Source organism: Modestobacter versicolor, from assembly GCF_041028285.1.
Classification (GTDB): Bacteria; Actinomycetota; Actinomycetes; order Mycobacteriales; family Geodermatophilaceae; genus Modestobacter; species Modestobacter versicolor_A.
The window spans coordinates 18404-38692 of the sequence record NZ_JABGDB010000005.1; the positions used below are offsets into that span (position 1 = coordinate 18404).

Genomic DNA, 20289 nt, shown 5'->3' on the forward strand with positions numbered 1-20289 from the left:
TCACATGGCCATGTTGCCGCCGAGGGACCCGCCGGCCAGCCGGGCCATCAGCGTGCTCCGGTCCAGCCCCACCGCCGCCAGCGCGTCGGCGTCCCGGTCGGTGTCGATCCGCTCGGGCAGCTGCGCGGCCACCGCGTCGGCCTGCTCGTTGTCGCCCTCGGTGTGCAGCAGCTGCACCAGTGCAGCCCGGTCGAGCTCCACGGTCCCTCCCCACGTCGGCGTGTGCTGCGGGTCACAGTGCCGCGTCGGCCTCGATCGCGCCAGCCACCGGACGACGGGAGGTCAGCGGGCCTGCGCCCGCCGCACCAGGAAGCCGCCGACGCCGGCCAGCACCAGGCCGAGCGCGACCTGGCCGATGCCGACCCCGCTGCGGTCGCTGCCGAACCAGGTGACCGAGGACAGCAGCAGGACGACGGCGATGCCCAGCACGAGCAGGCCGACCAGCCGCTCGCGCCGGGCCAGCCGGCCGCCGGGCTCTGGAGACGTCATGCCCGCGACCCTACGGCGGTCAGGGGACGGCGACTGGAAGCGGTTCCGGTCCCGCCGGGCCTCCCGCCACCGGCCCGCGGGGTGTAGGACGAGGGCGTGGACCACCCCGGCCGGCCGCCCGTGACGCTGGAGCACGTCGCCCGGGCCGCCGGCGTCTCCCGCGCGACGGCGTCCCGGGCCCTGACCGGTTCCGGGCCCTCCGCGGCCGGGACGCGCGAGCGGGTGCAGGCGGTGGCCGAGCAGCTCGGGTACGTCGCCGACCCGGTCGCCCGCGCGCTGGTCAGCGGCCGCGGGACCCGGGTCGTCGTCGCCGTCACCGGGATGACCGCCGACGTGCTGGACGACGCGTACCTGGCCCGGGTCGTGACCACCACCGCCCGGGTGTCCGGCGCCGAGGGGCTGGGCGTCGCGCTGCAGTGGCTGCCGCTCGACCGGCCCTGGCCGACGCTGGAGCAGCTCAGCCGGGACCGCACCGTGGCCGGGGCCGTGCTGGTCAACACCACCGCCGCGGTGCTCGCCGGGCTCCCCCGGTCGCTGCGTGGGCGGGCGGTGTCCATCGGCGCCAGCTCGCCGGACGTGCCCGCCTTCGACGTGGACAACGGCCACGGCGTGCGCGTCGCCGTCTCCCACCTGGTCCGCTCCGGCCGGCGCCGGATCGCGATGATCACCGGGCCGGCCTGGCTGTCCTGCCCGGAGGCGGGCGAGGCCTCCTACGCAGCGACCGTGCGGGCCGCCGGGCTGCCGGTCCGGATGGTGCCCGGCGACTTCACCGTGGCCGCCGGCCGGGCCGGGGTGCACGAGGTGCTGCGCCGCTGGCCGGACACCGACGCGGTCTACGCCGTCTGCGACGACACCGCGCTCGGGGCGCTGGCCGTCCTGCAGGAGCTGGGCCGGCAGGTGCCCGGCGACGTCGCCGTCGCCGGCTTCGACGACGTCCCGGCCGCCGCGTCCAGCGGCCCGGGGCTGACCACCGCCACCCACCCGGTCGAGCAGATCGCGGCGGCCGCGGCGCACGCCGTCCTCCACCGCCCGGACCGGGGCGGCGGGGTCACCCGGTTCCCGTCCGAGCTGGTGGTGCGCGCCAGCGCCTGACCCCGGTCAGCCCGTGGGCGGGGTGCCACCGGCCGGCGGAGCGCCCCCGGGGCCACCGGACGGCGCCCCCGACGGGGCACCGTCCCCGGAGAGCTGGCCCCCGGTGGGCGTCGTGGTGGTGTCCACCCCGACGGCGAGCGAGACGGCGTACCCGCTGGTGACGTTGCCGGTGACGGTGGCGAGCTGGCCGGCCCCGCCGTCGTCGCCGAAGACGTTGTCGCTGTCCAGGCCCACCTGCGCCAGGTTGGCCACCGACGCCTCGTAGCCGGTGGTGGCGTAGACCGCGGCGCAGACGTCCGCCGGCAGGGCCACCTGCGAGGTGGCGATCGCGTTCGCCGAGTCGGTGATCGACGCCTGGTCGGGGTACACCTCGAAGTGCACGTGCGGCCACCGCCCCGAGTAGCAGGCGGGGAAGACGCTGGTGAACGACACCCGCCCGGCCGCGTCGGCGACCTGCACGCCGCGGAGGTAGTTCTCCCCGGTGATGCCGTCGGAGTAGAGGGAGTAGCCGCCGGCCCGGTCGCAGTGCCAGACGTAGACGGCCACCCCCTCGAACGGGACGCCGTCCGCCAGGTCGGTGAGCGCCAGCTCGAGGGTCATCGGCACGCCCTCGGCGGTGCCGCTCGCGCTGCCGAAGCTGGACCGGATGTCCTGGCGGACGATCCCGCTCTCGGTGAGCACGTTGGCGCCGTTGGACCCGTCGCCCGGGTACGGCCCGGCGGTCTCGTCGGGGATCTCGGCCACCGCGGCGGCCGCGGCGGAGGACGACGTCGTCGCGGCGCTCCCGCCGCCGCCGGACCCGCAGGCCGCCAGGCCCACCCCCGCCGCGCCCAGGCCGAGCACGCCGAGCATCCGGCGCCGGCTGACGACGGTGGCCAGGTCGAACCCGAGGCCCTGGTCGACCACCTCCTCGTCGGGCCGGGCCAGCGGCCGGCCCTCGTAGCTGGGCCGTGGTGCACGTGCGGACATGTCGCTCCCGTCGTCGGTGAGGCCCCAGGCTCACCCGCGGACCGAGCTGCCGGCCCTGCGGCCGCTGGGCGTCCGCTGTGGGGTTGTCAGGCAAGCAGGGACTTGCCTATGGTGGCGGCGTGGGCGACGTCTTCAAGGCCCTCGCCGACCCGACCCGGCGGACGATCCTCGACGAGCTGTCCGACCGGGACGGCCAGACCCTGTTCGAGCTGTGCGCCCGGCTGGCCGCCCGGCACCAGGTGGCCTCCAGCCGCCAGGCCGTCTCCCAGCACCTCGACGTCCTCGCCGACGCCGGTCTCGTGCACCGGCGCCGGGAGGGCCGCTACACGTTCCTGCACCTGGACACCGCACCGCTGCGGGCCATCACCGACCGCTGGCCCGTCCCCCACCCCGAGGAGACCCCGTGAAGATCGCCATGACCAGCATCCACGTCGACGACCAGGACAAGGCGCTGCGGTTCTACACCGACGTGCTGGGCTTCGCGCTGAAGCACGACGTCCCGATGGGGGAGCACCGGTGGATCACCGTCGTCTCCCCCGAGGCGCCGGACGGCGTCGAGCTCGTGCTGGAGCCGAACGGCCACCCGGCGGTGCGGCCCTACACCGAGGCGCTGGTCGCCGACGGCATCCCGTTCACCGCCTTCGCCGTCGACGACGTGCAGGCCGAGTACGCCCGGCTGACCGCGAAGGGCGTGGTGTTCACCCAGCCGCCGGTGGCGATGGGCCCGGTCACCACCGCCGTGCTGGACGACACCTGCGGCAACCTCATCCAGCTCGTGGCCGTCTGAGCCACCTCCCCCGGGCCGTCGCCGCCCGTTCGTCGTCCGGGTCGCGGAGGAGCAGGATGGCGTGATGCGGGTCTCGCTCTTCGCCACGTGCCTCGTCGACACCCTCACGCCCTCGGTGGCGCACGCCACCGCGTCGCTGCTGCAGCGGCTGGGGCACGAGGTGGTCGTCCCGCGCGGGCAGGCCTGCTGCGGGCAGATGCACGTCAACACCGGCTACCGGCGCGAGGCGGTGCCGATCGTCGCCAACCACGTGCGCGCCTTCGCCGGCGCCGAGGCGATCGTGTCGCCGTCCGGGTCGTGCGTCGCCTCGATCCACCACCAGCAGGCCGCGGTGGCCCGCCGCGCCGGCGACGAGGGCCTGGCCCGGGCGGCGGAGGAGCTGGCCGGTCGGACCTGGGAGCTCTCCCAGTTCCTGGTCGACGTCCTGGGCGTCACCGACGTCGGCGCCTACTACCCGCACCGGGTCACCTACCACCCGACCTGCCACTCGCTGCGGCTGCTGCGGGTCGGCGACCGGCCCCAGCAGCTGCTGCGGGCGGTGCGCGGGCTGGAGCTGGTGGAGCTCCCCGGCGCCGAGCAGTGCTGCGGCTTCGGCGGCACGTTCGCGGTGAAGAACGCCGACACCTCGACCGCGATGCTCACCGACAAGATGGCCAACGTGCTGTCCACCCACGCCGAGGTGTGCACGGCCGGGGACGCGTCCTGCCTGATGCACATCGGCGGCGGGCTCTCCCGGCTGCGCGCCGGCACCCGCACCGTCCACCTGGCCGAGATCCTCGCCTCGACGGAGGAAGCCGTGACCCCCCAGCAGACGACCGAGCCGGCGGTGCCGGCGTGACCGCCGTCGACCTGGGCATGCCGGCCCTCCCGCACGCCCCGCGCGGGGTCGGTCACCTGCGCGGCGAGCGGTCCTTCCCGGACGCCGCCCGCGGGGCGCTGCGCGACGGGCAGCTGCGCGCCAACCTCGGTCACGCCACCGCGACCATCCGCGACAAGCGGGCCCGGGTGGTCGCCGAGCTGCCGGACTGGGCGCAGCTGCGCGAGGCCGGCCGGGCGCTCAAGGCCGCCACCATGGCCCGGCTGGACGAGCACCTGGAGGAGCTCGAGCGCCAGGTCACCGCCCGGGGCGGCGTCGTCCACTGGGCCCGGGACGCGAACGAGGCCAACGAGATCGTCACCCGGCTGGTGCTGGCCACCGGCGCGCCCGAGGTGGTCAAGGTCAAGTCGATGGCCACCCAGGAGATCGGGCTGAACGAGGCGCTGGAGGCCGCCGGGCTCGACGTCTTCGAGACCGACCTGGCCGAGCTGATCGTGCAGCTGGGCGAGGACCAGCCCAGCCACATCCTGGTGCCGGCGATCCACAAGAACCGGGCCGAGATCCGGGAGATCTTCGCCCGCACCATCCCCGGCGTCGACCCCGGTCTCACCGACGACCCGCGCAAGCTGGCGATGGCCGCCCGCAGCCACCTGCGCGAGCGATTCCTGCGCGCCCGGGTGGCCGTCAGCGGCGCCAACTTCGCCGTCGCCGAGACCGGCACGCTCACCGTGGTGGAGAGCGAGGGCAACGGGCGGATGTGCCTGACCCTGCCGGAGACGCTGATCACCGTGATGGGGATCGAGAAGGTGGTGCCCACCTGGCGCGACCTGGAGGTCTTCCTGCAGCTGCTGCCCCGCTCCTCGACCGGCGAGCGGATGAACCCCTACACCTCCACCTGGGCCGGCGTGACCCCCGGCGACGGGCCGCAGGAGTTCCACCTGGTGCTGCTGGACAACGGCCGGACGGCGGTGCTGGCCGACGAGGTGGGCCGGGAGGCGCTGCACTGCATCCGCTGCTCGGCCTGCCTCAACGTCTGCCCGGTCTACGAGCGCACCGGTGGGCACTCCTACGGCTCGGTCTACCCCGGCCCGATCGGCGCGATCCTGTCCCCGCAGCTCACCGGGGTCGAGGACAACGCCTCGCTGCCGTACGCCTCCTCGCTCTGCGGCGCCTGCTACGACGTCTGCCCGGTGGCGATCGACATCCCGAGCATCCTGGTGCACCTGCGGGCCGAGCACGTCGAGGCGCAGGAGCGGCCGACCGCGGAGGGCGTCGCCTTCGGGGCGCTGTCCCGCGCCATGTCGCACCCGCGGCTGTGGCACCTGGCGCAGCAGGCGGCGAAGCTCGGCCGGCTGGTCGCCCGCGGCCGGCCGACGCTGCCCAACGCGCTGCCGCCACCGGTCTCCGGCTGGACCCGCAGCCGGGACCTGCCCACGCCACCGCGGGAGACCTTCGTGGAGCAGTGGACCCGGGAGCACCGCGGGGGCCGGTCGTGACCGGGCGACGTTCCACGTGCAACACCGGGAGCCGGCGGTGAGCGCCCGGGACGACGTCCTCGGCCGGATCCGGCAGGCCCTCGGGCCCGAGCGGACCGTCCCCGCCGAGGTGGTGCGCGACTACCGGCTCACCGACGGCCGGCCGGCCGGCGACCCCGCGCTGCTCGACCTGCTCGTCGACCGGGTGGAGGACTACCGGGCCACGGTGCTGCGCTGCGCACCGGCCGGGATCGGCGCGACCGTGCAGGCCGCGCTGACCGCGGGGCTCGGCGCGGGCTGGGACGCGGCGGACGTCGTCGTCGCCCCCGGCCTGGACGGCGCCTGGCGGCCGGCCGGGTGCGACGTCGACGACGACCGGCCGGCGGTGCAGCTGGCCGACCGGGCCGCCTCGGTGACCGCGGTCGCCGTCGGCATCGCCGAGACCGGCACGCTGGTGCTGGACGGTTCACCCGCGTGCGGGCGGCGCGCGCTGTCGCTGCTGCCCGACTGCCTGGTCTGCGTGGTCACCGCCGACCAGGTGGTGGGCAGCGTGCCCGAGGGGCTGGCCCGGCTGGACCCGCTGCGGCCGCTCACCATGGTCAGCGGGCCGTCGGCGACCAGCGACATCGAGCTGCAGCGGGTCGAGGGCGTGCACGGGCCGCGCACCCTGGTCGTGGTCCTGGCGGGCTGACCGACGAGGCGTCGCGAGACCCGTCTGCTCCCCGATCTACGGTGGCGCCATGACCTGGCTCGTGACCGGCGGGGCCGGCTACATCGGCTCACACGTGGTGGCGGCGATGACCGCCGCGGGCCAGGAGGCCGTCGTCCTCGACGACCTGTCCACCGGCCTGGCGCACCGGGTGGCCGGCCGGCCCTTCGAGCTGTCCGGGGTGCACGACGAGGCGACGCTCGCGGCACTGCTCGCCCGGCACCAGGTGACCGGCATCGTCCACCTGGCGGCCAAGAAGCAGGTCGCCGAGTCCGTCGCCCGGCCGCTGCACTACTACGAGGAGAACGTCGAGGGCCTGCGCCGACTGCTCTCGGCGGCGACCACCGCCGGCGTGGGGTCGTTCGTCTTCTCCTCCAGCGCCGCGGTCTACGGCGCCCCGGACGTCGACGTCGTCACCGAGGAGACCGACTGCCGGCCGGTGAACCCCTACGGCCGGACGAAGCTGGTCGGTGAGTGGCTGGTCGACGACGTCTCTCGCACCACCGGGCTGCGGGTGGCCAAGCTGCGGTACTTCAACGTGGCCGGCGCCGGCCGGCCCGAGCTGGCCGACACGGTGGTCGCCAACCTGGTCACCCAGGTGTTCGACCGGCTGGAGCACGGCCGGCGGCCGCTGGTCTTCGGCGACGACTACGCCACCCCCGACGGCACCTGCGTCCGCGACTACGTGCACGTCGCCGACATCGCGGCGGCGCACGTGGCCGCGGCGCTGGCGCTGTCGTCCGGGGAGGTGCACGACGTGACCGCCAACATCGGCCGCGGCGAGGGGGTCTCGGTCCGCGAGATGTGCCGCGTCATCGCCGACGTCACCGGCGCGGGGCACGACCCCGAGGTGGTCGGCCGGCGGCCCGGCGACCCGGCCCGGGTGGTCGCGTCGGCGTCCCGGGCGGCGGAGGTGCTGGGCTGGCGCGCGGAGCGGGACGTCGAGGAGATGGTCCGCTCCGCGTGGGCGGGCTGGCGGCAGCTGCACGACACGCCGGCCGACGAGGCCCGCACGGCCTGACCGGGCACCGGCCCGCGCTCAGCGGGTGGGCGGCTCGCCCTCGGCGAGGGCGGCGGCCGCCTGGACGGGGTCGTAGGCGCAGGCGTCGGCGACCGTGTCGGCCGCGCCGGTGGCAGCAGGCGGGGTGGTCGGCGCCGTCGTCGGGGGCGAGGGCACGGACGGCGCCGGTGCCGGGGCCGGCGCGGAGGACGACGTCGTCGGTGCGGCCGGGGGCGGGGGGGCCAGGGCCTGCTGCACCAGCGAGCGGATCAGGTCGTAGTCCGGGTAGGCCGGGCGGATCACCGTGTCGTCGAAGACGACGCTGCGGATCTCGCTGTCCTTGACCTTCATCGCCACGTCCACGACGTCGCCGAGCAGGGCCTGCGGGACGTCGGTGGACACGATGTCCTGGGTGGTCGAGGCGAGCTCCTGGAAGCGGGTCAGCAGGGTGACCGGGTCAGCCGCGGTGACGATGGCGTCGAGCACGCACCGCTGGCGGTCCATCCGCTGGTAGTCGGTGAGCCCGAACCGGCCGCGGGCGAAGGCGAGCGCGGTCGGGCCGTCCATCCGCTGGTCGGGCCCCGGGACGATGTAGTCGTCCGGCAGGGTGCCCAGGGTCGGCTCGCCACCGACCGGCACGTAGTAGTTGACGTTCACCGTGATGCCGCCGAGGGCGTCGACGAGCCGGCTGAACCCGTCCAGGTTGACCAGCACGTAGTAGTCGATGTGCAGGCCGAGGGCCTCGCCGACGCCGAGCTTGAGGAAGTCCGCACCCGGGTCGGCGGTCGGGCCGAGCACCTCCGGGTGCTGCGCCGGCCCGTTGCGGTAGACGGCGTTGAGCAGGCTCTCGCTCTCGCTGCCGCCGTCGAAGCCGTCGGGGTAGACGGCGGCCAGCGGGCTGTCGGCCGGGAAGGGCAGCTGCTGCAGGTTGCGCGGCAGGCTGAACAGCGTCGTGGCCCCGGTGTCGGTCTGCACGTTGGCGACGATGACGGTGTCGGTGCGCACGCCGTCGCGGTCGGAGCCGCCGTCGCCGCCGAGCAGCAGGATGTTGACCTCCTCCTTGTCGCCGAAAGGGTGCGACCCGTCGACGGGGGCGGTCACGGTGGCGCTGTCCTGGTCGGCGAAGACGGTCTGCACCAGGTCGCGCTGCGCGGCGGCGATCTGCACGACCTTGACCGCCGGGGCGACCACCGCGGCGCACAGCGCCAGCACCACGACCAGGCCGAGGGCGTGCTGCCAGCCGCGGGCACCCCGGGGCAGCAGCGCGCGGTACCCGCCGACGACCACGGCCAGCCAGGCCAGCGCCAGCAGCACCACGACGCCGATGCCCACCATCAGCGCGCTGGAGTCGACGGCGAGGCGGATCGCCCGCCCGCGGCCGGCGGTGGCGACCCACACCCCGGCGCCCAGCAGCAGCAGGAAGACGACGAGGACCACGGCGCCCAGCCGGCGTCGGCCGCTGGCCAGGAACGCCGTCCCCGGGAGCAGGGCGCCGAGGACGGTGAGGCCGAGGGCGGAGCCGAACCCGCCGGCCGGGTGCCGGCCGTAGGTGCGCCGCCCGGACGCCGACGAGCCGAGCGGCAGACCGGTGTAGTCCTGGACCGCCGTCGGGTCGATCCACTCGGTGTCGCCGGGTGACCACTCACCGCGGTCGCGCCCGGGCGTGCGCGCGCTGCTCACGCGGCGGGCACGCGGGTCCGGCAACCGGTCATCAGGCCATGATGGCACCGATCGGGCCGCACACCACCGACCCCAGGGGTTCCTGTGGGCAGACGTGTCGGGCGGCACACCGTTGGCTCCACAGTGCCACACGTCGTCACGGAGGGCCACGGGGTGACCCAGGTCACCGGGCGGTGACTGAACCCCGCCGGGTGGGGTACGTACTGCCCTGACCGTCGCGCCGGGGCACCCCCGGCGGGCGGGCGACCCGGGACCGTGCCGGCACGGCCGTCGTCGTTCCGGTTCCCCAGGTCACGACACCGCAGGTACCGAACAGAGGAGCCACCGTGTCCCGGACGCCGCTGGAGGCAGCGCTGCTGACCGAGCTCGAGCCGGTCGTGGCCGAGAACCTCGACCGCCACATGGGCCTGGCCCAGGAGTGGCACCCGCACGACTACGTCCCCTGGTCCGAGGGGCGCGACTTCGCCTTCCTCGGCGGCGAGGACTGGTCGCCGGAGCAGTCGCGGCTGGACGAGACGGCCAAGGCCGCGATGTTCACCAACCTGCTCACCGAGGACAACCTGCCCAGCTACCACCGGGAGATCGCCACCCGCTTCGGCCGGGACGGCGCCTGGGGCACCTGGGTGGGCCGCTGGACGGCGGAGGAGAACCGGCACGGCGTCGCGCTGCGCGACTACCTGGTGGTCACCCGCGGGGTCGACCCCGTCGAGCTCGAGCGCGCCCGGATGGACTACATGACCTCCGGCTACGACTCCGGGGACAAGACCCCGCTGGAGGCCGTCGCCTACGTGTCCTTCCAGGAGCTCGCGACCCGGGTCAGCCACCGCAACACCGGCAAGGCGACCGGCGACCCCATCGCCGACCGGCTGCTCGCCCGGATCGCCAAGGACGAGAACCTCCACATGGTCTTCTACCGCAACATCGTCTCGGCGGCCTTCGAGATCGAGCCCGACGCGACCATGCGCGCGGTCGCCGACGAGGTCATGCGCTTCGAGATGCCCGGCGCCACCATGGCCGGCTTCCGCAAGAACTCGGTGATCATCGCCAAGGCCGGCATCTACGACCTCCGGCTGCACCACGACGAGGTCATCCAGCCCGTGCTGCGGGCCTGGAAGGTCTTCGAGCGCACCGACCTCGGCCCGGAGGGGGAGAAGGCCCGCGAGGAGCTGGCCCAGTTCCTGACCGGCCTGGACGCCCAGGCGACGAAGTTCGTCGAGAGCCGCGACCGGATGCGGGCTCGGCTGCAGGCGCGCTCGGACGAGAAGCTCACCCCGCTCCCCCAGGCCTGAGCCCGCGGCGGGCCGGCGTCCTTGACGCTGGACAACCGCGTTGTCTACTTTGGTGGACAACGCGGTTGTCTTCCTGAGGAGCTCGTCATGACCCCCGTCCACCCCGCCGGCGCGACCCTGCCCGGCGTCACCCACCACGTCGTCGACGTCGACGGGGCTCGGCTGCACGTGGTCACCGCCGGGGACACCGGCACCCCGGTGCTGCTCGTGCACGGCTGGCCGGAGACGTGGTGGGCCTTCCGCGGGCTGGTCCCGCTGCTGGCCGCCACGCACCGGGTCGTCGCTGTCGACCTCCGCGGATTCGGCGACTCCAGCACCGGCGACGGCGCCTACGACGCGGACACCTCGGCCGAGGACCTGCACCACGTCGTGCAGCAGCTCGGCCTCGGCCCGGTGCACCTGCTGTGCCAGGACATCGGCGGCAGCGTGGCCTTCCGCTTCGCCGCCCGGCACCCGGACGACGTCCGCAGCGTCACCGCGGTCGAGACGACCCTGGCCGGCTACGGGCTCGAACGCCTCGCCGACGTCACCGGCGGCGGCTCGTGGCACCTCGGCTTCCTCGGCACGCCCGGCATCCCGTCGATGCTGCTGCCCGGCCACGAGCGGGAGCTCATCCGCGACTGGGCCTACGGCTGGATGACCACGGGGGTGGTCGCGGACGACGACGTCGACGAGGTCGTCCGCACCTACGCCCGCCCGGACGGCTGGCGCGGCACCGAGGGCCTCTACGCCTCCGTCCTCACCGACGCCGGCCGGACCCCGGCCCTGGCCGCCGCGCACCCGCTGACCGTCCCGGTGCTGACCGTCGACTCCTCCGGTGCGCCCGTCACCGAGCAGACCTTCCGCCAGGTGTCCGCCGGCGAGGTCACCGCGGTGCACCTCGACGGCGTCGGGCACCTGGTGGCGCAGGAGGCCCCCGCTCTGCTCGCCGCGGTGCTGCTGGACTTCGTGGACCGGGTCGACGCCGGCTGAGCCCTCCCGGTGGCGCCGGCCGGACGGCGGACCTCACGACCCGGCCCGCGCCGCTGTGCGCGGGAGCTTCCCGGTGCGTAACGCCGAGGGGGCCCGGGCCGTAACGCGCCGGACATAGCGTCCGCCGCCATGAGCCCCTCCGCTGCGTCCTCCGCACCCCGGCAGCTGCTGGTCGTCGGCGGTGGCATGGTGGCCCACCGGCTGGTGGAGGCCCTGGTCGACCGGGGTGGGGTGACCGCCACCGGCTGGCAGGTCACCGTGCTCGCCGAGGAGCCGCGCGCGCCCTACGACCGGGTGGCGCTGACCTCGTACTTCGCCGGTCGCGACCCCGAGGACCTGGCGCTCGGCTCGCCAGACCTGTGGCGGACGCCGGGCGTGCAGCTGTGCCGCGGCGAGTCGGTCACCGCTGTCGACCGGGCGGCCCGCCGGGTCACCACCTCGACCGGGCGGCAGCTCGGCTACGACGCGCTGGTGCTGGCCACCGGCTCGTCGGCGTTCGTCCCGCCGGTGGACGGCCGGGACCTGCCCGGCTGCTTCGTCTACCGGACCATCGACGACGTCGCGGCGCTGCGGCAGTACGTGGCGGACGCCGGCGCCCGCGACGCCCGCCGGCGCACCCCGCGCGGGGTGGCCGGGGCCGTCGTCGGCGGTGGCCTGCTCGGGCTGGAGGCCGCCGGCGCGCTGACCGCGCTGGGCGTCGACACCCACGTCGTCGAGTTCGCGCCGCGCCTGATGCCGCTGCAGGTGGACGAGGGCGGCGGCGAGGCGCTGGCCCGGCTGGTCGGGACGCTGGGCGTGCAGGTGCACGCCGGGACGGCGACCGCGCGGCTCACCGCCGGCCGGGACGGCCGGGTGGCCCGGATGCACGCCGCCGAGGGCTCGGCCGCCGGCCTGGACCACCTGGACGTCGACGTCGTGGTCTTCGCCGCCGGCGTCCGGCCGCGGGACGAGCTGGCCCGGGCCTGCGACCTGCCCGTCGGTCCGCGCGGCGGCGTCGTCGTCGACGCGACCTGCCGCACCGAGGACCCGGCGGTCTGGGCGATCGGCGAGGTCGCCTGCCTCGACGGCCGGGCCTACGGCCTGGTCGCGCCCGGCTACACGATGGCCGAGGTGGTCGCCGACCGGCTGCTGGGCGGCCCGGCGGAGTTCCCCGGTGCGGACCTGTCGACCAAGCTGAAGCTGCTCGGCGTGGACGTCGCCAGCTTCGGCGACGCCTTCGGCACCTCCCCGGGCGCGCTGTCGGTCGTCTACGGCGACCCGGTGGCCGGCGTCTACAAGAAGCTGGTGCTCTCCGACGACGCCCGCACCCTGCTCGGCGGCGTGCTGGTCGGCGACGCGAGCGCCTACGCGGGCCTGCGCCCGCTGGTCGGCCGGGAACTCGGCGGCGACCCGGCCGCCTGGCTGCTGCCCGAGGGCGCCGAGGGCGGCCCCGGCTCCGCCGAGCTGCCCGACGAGGCCGCGGTCTGCTCCTGCAACAACGTCACCGCAGGCGCGGTGCGGGACGCGGTGCGCTGCGGCGGGTGCACCGACCTGGGCGCGGTCAAGGCGTGCACCCGGGCCGGCACCAGCTGCGGGTCGTGCCTGCCGCTGGTGAAGAAGCTGGTCACCGCCGAGCTGGAGTCCGCCGGGGTGACCGTCAGCCGGGCGCTGTGCGAGCACTTCGACCTCAGCCGCGCCCAGCTGTTCGACGTCGTCCGGGTGACCGGGATCGGCAGCTTCAGCGAGCTCGTCGAGCGGTACGGCCGCGGGCGGGGCTGCGACATCTGCAAGCCGGTGGTGGCCTCGGTGCTGGCCAGCATCGACGGCCGGCACGTGCTCGAGGGCGAGCGGGCCACGCTGCAGGACACCAACGACCACGTGATGGCCAACATCCAGAAGGACGGCACCTACTCGGTGGTGCCCCGCATCCCGGGCGGCGAGGTGACCCCGGAGGGGTTGATCGCCATCGGCGAGGTGGCCCGCGACTTCGGGCTCTACACGAAGATCACCGGTGGCCAGCGGATCGACCTGTTCGGCGCCCGGATGGAGCTGCTGCCGGCGATCTGGCAGCGGCTGGTGGACGCCGGCTTCGAGTCCGGGCACGCCTACGGCAAGTCGCTGCGCACGGTGAAGTCCTGCGTCGGGTCCACCTGGTGCCGCTACGGCGTGCAGGACTCGGTGGCCCTCGCCGTCGCCCTCGAGCTGCGGTACCGGGGCCTGCGCTCCCCGCACAAGATCAAGCTGGGCGTCTCCGGCTGCGCCCGCGAGTGCGCCGAGGCCCGGGGCAAGGACGTCGGGGTGATCGCCACCGACAAGGGCTGGAACCTCTACGTCGGCGGCAACGGCGGGTTCACCCCGCGGCACGCCCGGCTGCTGGCCGAGGACCTGGACACCGCGACCCTGGTCCGCACCATCGACCGGTTCCTCGTCTACTACGTGCACACCGCCGACCGGCTGCAGCGCACCGCACCGTGGCTGGAGGAGATCGAGGGCGGGCTGGAGCACGTCCGGGCCGTCGTGCTGGACGACGCGCTGGGCCTGGCCGCCGACCTGGACGCGGCGATGGCCGCGCACGTCGAGGGCTACACCGACGAGTGGCGGGCCACCCTGGAGGACCCGGAGAAGCTGCGCCGCTTCGCCTCGTTCGTCAACGCCCCTGACTCCCCGGACCCGTCGCTGGCCTACGTCGTCGAGCGCGGCCAGCCCCGGCCGGTCACCGCCGGTGAGCGGGCGAGCGGCACCGCGGAGGGCGCCGTCCTGGTCGCCGGCCCCCGGCTGGAGGTGTTCGCGCGATGAGCGCGACCGTCACCGGTGCGTGGACGCCGGTCTGCCGTTACGCCGACCTGCAGCCCGAGCGCGGGGTCGCCGCCCTGGTCGAGGGCCGGCAGGTCGCCCTGTTCCGGCTCTTCGACGGCAGCCTGCACGCGGTCGACCACCGCGACCCGTTCAGCGGTGCCCACGTCCTGGCCCGGGGCATCGTGGGCAGCCGCGGCGACGTCCCGACCGTCGCCTCGCCGATGTACAAGCAGGTGTTCGACCTGCGGTCCGGGGTGTGCCTGGACGCCCCGGACGACGCCGCGGTCCGGCTGCCGGTGCACGCCGTCCGGCTGCGGGACGGCGTCGTCGAGGTGGGCCCGCCCGTCGGCTGACCCCGCCCGCGGCTCCCGGAGCGCACGCCTAGGCTCGGGAACCGTGCGCCTGGCGACCTGGAACGTGAACTCCATCCGCAGCCGAGCCGACCGGGTGGAGGCCTGGCTGCAGCGCAGCGACGTCGACGTCCTGGCGCTGCAGGAGACCAAGTGCAAGGACGAGCAGTTCCCCGAGGAGCGCTTCCGGGCGCTGGGCTACGACGTCGCGCACGTGGGCCACTCGCAGTGGAACGGCGTCGCGCTGCTGTCCCGGGTGGGGCTCAGCGACGTCCAGGTCGGGTTCCCCGGCATGCCGTCCTGGTCGTCGAAGGAGGGCGTCGAGCCCGCGCCCGAGGCCCGCGCGCTGGGGGCGACCTGCGGCGGTGTGCAGGTGTGGAGCCTCTACGTGCCCAACGGCCGCACCCTCACCGACCCGCACCTGCAGTACAAGCTGGCGTGGCTCGAGGCGCTGCGGGTCAGCGCCGGAGGCTGGCTCGGCGCGGACGCCGAGGCCCAGGTCGCGCTGGTCGGCGACTGGAACATCGCGCCCCAGGACGACGACGTCTGGGACATCTCGGTGTTCAGCCACTCCACGCACGTCTCCGAGCCCGAGCGCGCGGCGTTCCGCGGCATCGTCGAGGCCGGCTTCACCGACGTCGTCCGGCCGTACACGCCGGGTCCGGGCGTCTACACCTACTGGGACTACACGCAGCTCCGGTTCCCGCGCCGCGAGGGCATGCGGATCGACTTCCAGCTCTGCTCCCCCGCGCTCACCCGCCGGGTCACCGGCGCCTCGATCGACCGCGAGGAGCGCAAGGGCAAGGGCGCCAGCGACCACGCCCCGGTGGTCGTCGAGCTCGCCGACTGACCGACCGTCCCGGGCGCCGGCAGGTGCAGCCCGGTCTCGAGTGGCCGGCCAGCCGCCGGTGCCGTAGGAATGGTCCCTGGTGGGTTCCAGCAGTGCGGACCCCCGCATCCGTGCGCTCCCGGACCACGAGCGACGAGCACGTCACCCCCCTTCGCTCCCGCCGCCGTCCGCCTCGCCCCCGCGCGCGCCGGTCATGGCTGCGGCCGCGTGTGCCCCGTGGCGTGCTCACCCGACACACACCCCAAGGAGCACCCCGTGGCGAACACTGCCCAGCGCAACAACCGTGACCGTCGGCTCAGCACCGAGACGAAGGCGTCGACGAAGACCACCGAGCTCTACGTCTACGTCGCCGCGGTGCTCGCCGTGGTGATCACCGCCTTCGTCGTCGGCAACGACGAGGGTGGCGGCGGCGACCCCTTCGGCGCCTCCGAGGCCATCCGCTACATCACCTACCTGACCATCGGCTACATGCTGGCTCGTGGGCTGGCCAAGTCGGGCAGCCGCGACTTCTACGACGAGCACGGGAACTGACCTCTCCCCCCATGTCCCGGAACCAGCGCCGGAAGAAGCGCAACAAACCGAGCGGCAGCCAGCAGGCGAACCGCAGCGCGAGCCGGGCCGACACCCGGGCCCCGGCGCCGGCGGCGGTGCTCCACCGCTCGAGCACCGAGACGAAGTCCGCGTCCCGGACGACCGAGTTCATCGCCTACGCGGCCGCCGTGCTCGCCGTGGTCATCACCGCGCTCGCCGTCGACGCCGACGGCCGCGGGGGTGCCGACCCCTTCGGGGCCGAGACCGCACTCCGCTACCTCGCGCTCCTGACCATCGGCTACGTGGTCGCCCGCGGCCTGGCGAAGTCCGGGAGCCACGAGGGGGACGTCCAGGGCCACGTGGAGGGCCACGTCGAGGGCCACGTCGACAGCCACGTCGACGGCCAGGACGACGGCCAGGACGAGCACGTCGAGCACGACGCCGACGACACCGCGCGCACCCGCGTGGCACACGACCGGGGCGACGACCACCAACACGAGGACCACGCGCAGCGGGACCAGCACGACGGCGAGCACGACGGCGAGGCAGCCACCGTGCCGCCCGAGCGGGATCAGCGCCCGGCGGACGAGGGCGTCGACGGGCGGCCGTGACCCCGTCGCGTTGGGCGCCGCCGTTGTGCGCTCATGGCGGTCTCCCGCGCCCTGAGACCGCCATCAGTGCACAACGGCGGGGCTGCGCAGGAAGGACGGCGGGCGGGACGTCGTTGCACCTGGCGATGACCACCGCGCTCGCCGCCGCCGTCCTCTCCCCCGCCGCCGCTCCCGCTCCCACCCGCCTCTGGACGCCGTCACGCGTGCTCGTCACCCGGTCGGCCGCCGAGCGCCCGCACGGGCAGCGCGTCCTGGCCCGGCTCGAGGCCGCCGGGGTGGACGCCATCGAGCTGCTGCCCGGCGACCGGCTGCCCAACCTCCGCGGTGACGGCGACCGGGCGGCGTTCATGGCGGCCAAGCAGACCCTCGCCGTGGTCGTCCCGCCGCCGTCCAAGCGCCGGCTGCAGCCGATCCCGCCGTCCGCGGACTGGCGCTTCGACCTGGCCGAGGGCTGCCCGGCGCACTGCCAGTACTGCTACCTCGCCGGGTCGCTGTCCGGACCCCCGATCACCCGGGTCTTCGCCGACCTCGACGAGGTGCTCGGCGACCTCGAGGCGTACGTCGGCCTCGGCGCCGTCACCTCCGGCACGGCCGCCCGCGGCGACGAGGGGACGACGTTCGAGGCGTCCTGCTACACCGACCCGCTGGCGCTGGAGCACCTCACCGGTGGGCTGGCGACCGCCGTCGAGTACTTCGGCACCCACGCCTGGCCCGGCCCGGTGCAGCTGCGCGCGACCACCAAGTTCGACGACGTCGCCGGACTGCTGGGCCTCCCCCACGGCGGCCGCACCCGGCTGCGCTTCTCGGTGAACGCCGACCAGGTGGCCCGCCGCTTCGAGGGCGCCACCTCCCCGGTCGCCGGCCGGATCGCCGCGCTGGCCGCGGTCGCCGCCGCCGGCTACCCCGTCGGGCTGACCATCGCGCCGATCATGCCGGTCGAGGGCTGGCAGGAGCAGTACGGCCGGCTGCTGGACGACGTGGCCGCCGCCCTGCCCGCCGGCACCGACCTCACCGTGGAGTGCATCACCCACCGGTTCACGCCGGGCAGCAAGGAGACGCTGACCGACTGGTACCCGCGCACGAAGCTGGACATGGACGAGGCCACCCGCACCACCAAGCGCGGCAAGTTCGGCTCGGTCAAGCACGTCTACTCCAAGGAGACGATGGCCGAGCTGCGCGGCTGGTTCACCTCAGCGCTCGCCGAGCAGCTGCCCACCGCCCGCGTCCTGTACTGGACCTGATCGCGCCGCTCGTCGGCCCCGCTGCAGGGGCCCGCGGCGAGCTCGCGAGTCGCGGGGGGCAGCGGGGCCCTTGGTCTAGCGGGGGCGGTGTTGGACGAGGCCGACCGGGACCGGGCCGGGCCAGACGGCCTCCAGCGACTCGGCGGTCTCCTCGCGCAGCTCGCCGGCCGCGCCGACGGTCAGCACCCGCGCCGGGGTGTCTTCGCGGGTGGTCTCCCGGACGTCGGCGACCACGACGGTGATGTTGTCGGTCGGCGGCCCGGCCAGCGCGGCGTCCCGCAGCGCCGCTGCGGCCTGCGCCGGCGGCCCGGAGGCCAGCAGGTCGCGGATGACCGAGGCCGGGACGACGTCGGACAGCCCGTCTGAGCAGACCATCAGCCGGTCACCGGTGCGCACGTCGAGCCGGATGACGTCCAGCGCCGCGACGTCGTCGTCGGCGCCGTGCAGCGCGGCGTAGACGGCCGATCGCTGCGGGTGCACCCGGGCCTCGGCCGGGGTGAGCGAGCCGGCGTCGATCAGCGCCTGCACCAGGGTGTGGTCGGTGCTCACCTGGGTCAGCTCCTCACCGGCCAGGTGGTAGGCCCGGGAGTCGCCGATGTGCAGCAGCGCGATCCCCTCGGCGTCCACGTGGAACGCCGACAGCGTGGTGGCCATCGTGCGCAGCCGGGGCCGCTCGGTGTAGGCCGCGCGGATCCGCTCGTTGGAGCTGGCCACCACCCGGACCGGGTCGTCGGCGCCCTCGCCGAGGCTGCCGGTCGCCAGGGGGGCCAGCCAGTTGACCACCAGCGAGGAGGCCACCGCGCCGCCGACGTTGCCGCCGACGCCGTCGGCGATCGCGATCAGCAGGGGTCCGGCGACCGCGGAGTCCTGGTTGTCCGGCCTCGGTCCGCGGGTGGAGACGGCAGCACTGTCCAGCACCAGCACCGCTCCCACCCCCTGGTCCACCACCCGGACTCGCACGCATCGATCCAGGGGACGGTAGATGACGCGGTCCGGGGACGCGTGGGAACGGTCCCCGACGTGCCGTACGCCACACCACCCGTCGCGCTCTCACCACCCGCCCGGGCGCCAGCGGAAGCAGACGCTGACGCGGTGCAGGGGCACGGTCTCCGCGCCGCGCCGGTGCGCCTCGGCGGTCACGACCGCGGCGCTGGCGTCCAGCAGCTCGTCCCGCTCGCGTTCGGGCAGGACGGCGATGCGGGAGTCGGTGGCGAGCATCGCCCGGACGTCGTCCGGGGCGAGCTCCCAGGTCCAGTGGACGCTGGTCCGCTGCACCTCGCCGGCCGGCAGGCCCTCCACCTCGGGCGGGCCGCTCGTGGGGACGAGGGCCCGCGAGCGCACGTCCCGTTCCGGGTCGAGCTCGGCGAGGTCGCGCTCCCACGGCTCCCGGTCGTCCGGGAGGTTCCACACCACGCCCAGCCACCCTCCCGGCCGGAGCACCCGCCGCACCTCGGCCACGGCGGCCTCGTGCGGGAACCAGTGCCACGCCTGGCCGACCACGACCGCGTCGACGCTGCGGTCGGGGAGCGGCAGCGCGTCCGCGCCGGCCCGGTGCACCACCACCGACGGGTGCGCCCGGGTCAGGACGGCGAGCATGGCGGGGTCCGGCTCGACCACGGTCACCCGCAGGTCGCGCGCGAGCAGGGAGGCCGTCAGCTTGCCGGTGCCCGCGCCCAGGTCGAGGACGTCCCGGGCACCGGGCGGCAGCAGCCAGTCGACCGCCTCGTCGGGGTAGCCGGGGCGCCACCGGTCGTACTCCTCGGCGAAGCTGCCGAAGACGGTGGCCTGCCGGACGTGCTCGTCGCTCACCCCCTGCAGCCTGCCACCGGAGCGGCCGGATGCGAACACGTACCGTGCTCTGTCGTGCTCGTGCTGTTGCCCCCCTCGGAGACCAAGCACCCCGGCGGCGACGGCGCCCCGCTCGACCTCGCCGCGCTGGGCGCGCCCGAGCTCACCCCGCTGCGCGAGCAGCTGGTCGAGGCCGTGGTGGCGCTGTCCGCCGACGTCCCCGCCGCCCGGGCCGCCCTCGGGCTGTCGCCGAAGCAGGACGACGAGATCGCCCGCAACGCGACCCTGCGCACCAGCGCGACCATGCCGGCGATCGAGCGGTACACCGGCGTCCTCTACGACGCGCTGGACGTGCGGTCGCTGACCCGGGCGCAGCGGCACCGCGCGGACCGGCGGCTCGCGGTGGGCTCGGCGCTGTTCGGCGTGCTGCGCGCGGGCGACGCCGTCCCGGCCTACCGGCTCTCCGCGGGCAGCTCGCTGCCCGGCCTGCCGACGCTGCGCTCGCTGTGGAAGCCGGTGCTCACCGACGTGCTGGCCGGCACCGACGACCTGGTGGTGGACCTGCGGTCCGGCGCCTACGCCGAGCTCGCCCCGGTGCCCGGCGCGGTCACCGTGCAGGTGCTCAGCGAGCGCCCGGACGGCAGCCGCGCGGTGGTGAGCCACTTCAACAAGGCGCACAAGGGACGGGTGGCCCGGCTGCTGGCCACCACCACCGGCGAGCCGGACTCGGTCGTGCGGCTGCGGGCGGTGCTCCGGCGGGCGGGGTTGCACGTGGAACATGCCGGCGGCACGGAGCTGACCCTCGTCGTCCCCGCCGGGCCGATACCTCAGCGCTGACGGAAGGACCCCCCTGCCCCCCGGCCC

At 75.2% G+C, this 20289-nt stretch carries 22 protein-coding genes; 16 read left to right on the plus strand and 6 right to left on the minus strand.

The annotated features are described in order from the left end of the window. The gene (locus tag HL054_RS16260; RefSeq protein ID WP_369140067.1) at nucleotides 1-201 is read right to left on the minus strand and encodes a hypothetical protein; all 201 of its coding nucleotides are present in this window, start codon (nucleotides 199-201) and stop codon (nucleotides 1-3) included. Between the two features lie 81 nt (nucleotides 202-282). Further along, complete coding sequence (locus tag HL054_RS16265) at nucleotides 283-489, minus strand: hypothetical protein (RefSeq protein ID WP_369140069.1); 207 nt, start codon at nucleotides 487-489, stop codon at nucleotides 283-285. 96 nt (nucleotides 490-585) lie between these two features. Here HL054_RS16265 and HL054_RS16270 point away from each other — a divergent pair, with 96 nt between their 5' ends. Next, a complete protein-coding gene (locus tag HL054_RS16270) occupies nucleotides 586-1581 on the plus strand; it encodes a LacI family DNA-binding transcriptional regulator (protein WP_369140071.1) in 996 nt (331 codons plus the stop codon). Between the two features lie 6 nt (nucleotides 1582-1587). On the opposite strand, the gene HL054_RS16275 is transcribed toward HL054_RS16270, so the two are convergent. Next, nucleotides 1588-2550, minus strand: a complete 963-nt coding sequence (locus HL054_RS16275) for an intradiol ring-cleavage dioxygenase (protein ID WP_369140072.1) — start codon at nucleotides 2548-2550, stop codon at nucleotides 1588-1590. Between the two features lie 119 nt (nucleotides 2551-2669). On the opposite strand from HL054_RS16275, the gene HL054_RS16280 reads away from it, so the two are divergent. The 6 genes from HL054_RS16280 to galE all read left to right on the plus strand — a co-directional run bounded on the left by HL054_RS16280 (nucleotide 2670) and on the right by galE (nucleotide 7359). After that, nucleotides 2670-2957, plus strand: a complete 288-nt coding sequence (locus HL054_RS16280) for an ArsR/SmtB family transcription factor (RefSeq protein WP_369140073.1) — start codon at nucleotides 2670-2672, stop codon at nucleotides 2955-2957. Further along, complete coding sequence (locus HL054_RS16285) at nucleotides 2954-3337, plus strand: VOC family protein (RefSeq protein ID WP_369140074.1); 384 nt, start codon at nucleotides 2954-2956, stop codon at nucleotides 3335-3337. The genes HL054_RS16280 and HL054_RS16285 overlap by 4 nt, the downstream gene beginning before the upstream one ends. Nucleotides 3338-3401: 64 nt before the next feature. Then, complete coding sequence (locus tag HL054_RS16290; protein ID WP_369140075.1) at nucleotides 3402-4175, plus strand: (Fe-S)-binding protein; 774 nt, start codon at nucleotides 3402-3404, stop codon at nucleotides 4173-4175. Further along, complete coding sequence (locus HL054_RS16295; RefSeq protein WP_369140076.1) at nucleotides 4172-5650, plus strand: LutB/LldF family L-lactate oxidation iron-sulfur protein; 1479 nt, start codon at nucleotides 4172-4174, stop codon at nucleotides 5648-5650. Before HL054_RS16290 ends, HL054_RS16295 begins: the two co-directional genes overlap by 4 nt. A 37-nt stretch (nucleotides 5651-5687) precedes the next feature. Continuing rightward, nucleotides 5688-6320, plus strand: coding sequence for a LutC/YkgG family protein (locus HL054_RS16300; protein WP_369140077.1), 633 nt, complete (start codon nucleotides 5688-5690; stop codon nucleotides 6318-6320). A 49-nt stretch (nucleotides 6321-6369) separates the two neighbouring features. Then, the gene (gene galE, locus HL054_RS16305; protein WP_369140078.1) at nucleotides 6370-7359 is read left to right on the plus strand and encodes a UDP-glucose 4-epimerase GalE; all 990 of its coding nucleotides are present in this window, start codon (nucleotides 6370-6372) and stop codon (nucleotides 7357-7359) included. A gap of 18 nt (nucleotides 7360-7377) precedes the next feature. On the opposite strand, the gene HL054_RS16310 is transcribed toward galE, so the two are convergent. After that, nucleotides 7378-9018, minus strand: a complete 1641-nt coding sequence (locus tag HL054_RS16310; RefSeq protein ID WP_369140079.1) for an LCP family protein — start codon at nucleotides 9016-9018, stop codon at nucleotides 7378-7380. A 326-nt stretch (nucleotides 9019-9344) separates the two neighbouring features. Here HL054_RS16310 and HL054_RS16315 point away from each other — a divergent pair, with 326 nt between their 5' ends. From HL054_RS16315 to HL054_RS16350, 8 genes are all read left to right on the plus strand, one after another. Further along, entirely contained in the window at nucleotides 9345-10307 is a 963-nt protein-coding gene (locus tag HL054_RS16315; RefSeq protein WP_369140080.1) for an acyl-ACP desaturase, read from the plus strand. Nucleotides 10308-10394: 87 nt separating this feature from the next. Beyond that, entirely contained in the window at nucleotides 10395-11279 is an 885-nt protein-coding gene (locus tag HL054_RS16320) for an alpha/beta fold hydrolase (RefSeq protein ID WP_369140082.1), read from the plus strand. A gap of 129 nt (nucleotides 11280-11408) precedes the next feature. Then, entirely contained in the window at nucleotides 11409-14054 is a 2646-nt protein-coding gene (nirB, locus tag HL054_RS16325; RefSeq protein ID WP_369140083.1) for a nitrite reductase large subunit NirB, read from the plus strand. Further along, nucleotides 14051-14407, plus strand: coding sequence for a nitrite reductase small subunit NirD (gene nirD, locus HL054_RS16330; protein ID WP_369140084.1), 357 nt, complete (start codon nucleotides 14051-14053; stop codon nucleotides 14405-14407). Before nirB ends, nirD begins: the two co-directional genes overlap by 4 nt. A gap of 43 nt (nucleotides 14408-14450) precedes the next feature. Then, nucleotides 14451-15254 carry an exodeoxyribonuclease III gene (locus tag HL054_RS16335; protein WP_369140085.1) on the plus strand — a complete coding sequence of 268 codons (804 nt, stop codon included), beginning with the start codon at nucleotides 14451-14453 and terminating at the stop codon, nucleotides 15252-15254. 255 nt (nucleotides 15255-15509) lie between these two features. Beyond that, on the plus strand, nucleotides 15510-15785 hold the full coding sequence (locus tag HL054_RS16340; protein ID WP_369140086.1) for a hypothetical protein: 276 nt from the start codon (nucleotides 15510-15512) through the stop codon (nucleotides 15783-15785). An 11-nt stretch (nucleotides 15786-15796) separates the two neighbouring features. Further along, nucleotides 15797-16396 (plus strand): hypothetical protein, encoded by a 600-nt coding sequence (locus HL054_RS16345; RefSeq protein WP_369140087.1) that lies wholly within the window; start codon nucleotides 15797-15799, stop codon nucleotides 16394-16396. 125 nt (nucleotides 16397-16521) lie between these two features. Then, nucleotides 16522-17637, plus strand: a complete 1116-nt coding sequence (locus HL054_RS16350) for a spore photoproduct lyase family protein (protein WP_369140088.1) — start codon at nucleotides 16522-16524, stop codon at nucleotides 17635-17637. A 75-nt stretch (nucleotides 17638-17712) separates the two neighbouring features. On the opposite strand, the gene HL054_RS16355 is transcribed toward HL054_RS16350, so the two are convergent. Both HL054_RS16355 and HL054_RS16360 read right to left on the minus strand, forming a co-directional pair. Further along, nucleotides 17713-18597, minus strand: a complete 885-nt coding sequence (locus HL054_RS16355; RefSeq protein WP_369140089.1) for a PP2C family protein-serine/threonine phosphatase — start codon at nucleotides 18595-18597, stop codon at nucleotides 17713-17715. A 90-nt stretch (nucleotides 18598-18687) separates the two neighbouring features. Further along, nucleotides 18688-19446: a class I SAM-dependent methyltransferase gene (locus HL054_RS16360; protein WP_369140090.1), complete on the minus strand. Its 759-nt coding sequence runs from the start codon at nucleotides 19444-19446 to the stop codon at nucleotides 18688-18690. A 54-nt stretch (nucleotides 19447-19500) separates the two neighbouring features. Here HL054_RS16360 and yaaA point away from each other — a divergent pair, with 54 nt between their 5' ends. Further along, on the plus strand, nucleotides 19501-20262 hold the full coding sequence (gene yaaA / locus HL054_RS16365) for a peroxide stress protein YaaA (RefSeq protein ID WP_369140091.1): 762 nt from the start codon (nucleotides 19501-19503) through the stop codon (nucleotides 20260-20262). Nucleotides 20263-20289 lie beyond the last annotated feature (27 nt).

What these genes read in the sequence shown, in the direction of transcription:
- HL054_RS16265 (WP_369140069.1), bottom strand. Translation starts at nt 489, where the DNA reads ATGACGTCTCCAGAGCCCGGCGGCCGGCTGGCCCGGCGCGAGCGGCTG.
- HL054_RS16275 (WP_369140072.1), bottom strand. Translation starts at nt 2,550, where the DNA reads ATGTCCGCACGTGCACCACGGCCCAGCTACGAGGGCCGGCCGCTGGCC.
- HL054_RS16290 (WP_369140075.1), top strand. Translation starts at nt 3,402, where the DNA reads ATGCGGGTCTCGCTCTTCGCCACGTGCCTCGTCGACACCCTCACGCCC.
- galE (WP_369140078.1), top strand. Translation starts at nt 6,370, where the DNA reads ATGACCTGGCTCGTGACCGGCGGGGCCGGCTACATCGGCTCACACGTG.
- HL054_RS16320 (WP_369140082.1), top strand. Translation starts at nt 10,395, where the DNA reads ATGACCCCCGTCCACCCCGCCGGCGCGACCCTGCCCGGCGTCACCCAC.
- nirB (WP_369140083.1), top strand. Translation starts at nt 11,409, where the DNA reads ATGAGCCCCTCCGCTGCGTCCTCCGCACCCCGGCAGCTGCTGGTCGTC.
- nirD (WP_369140084.1), top strand. Translation starts at nt 14,051, where the DNA reads ATGAGCGCGACCGTCACCGGTGCGTGGACGCCGGTCTGCCGTTACGCC.
- HL054_RS16345 (WP_369140087.1), top strand. Translation starts at nt 15,797, where the DNA reads ATGTCCCGGAACCAGCGCCGGAAGAAGCGCAACAAACCGAGCGGCAGC.
- HL054_RS16350 (WP_369140088.1), top strand. Translation starts at nt 16,522, where the DNA reads ATGACCACCGCGCTCGCCGCCGCCGTCCTCTCCCCCGCCGCCGCTCCC.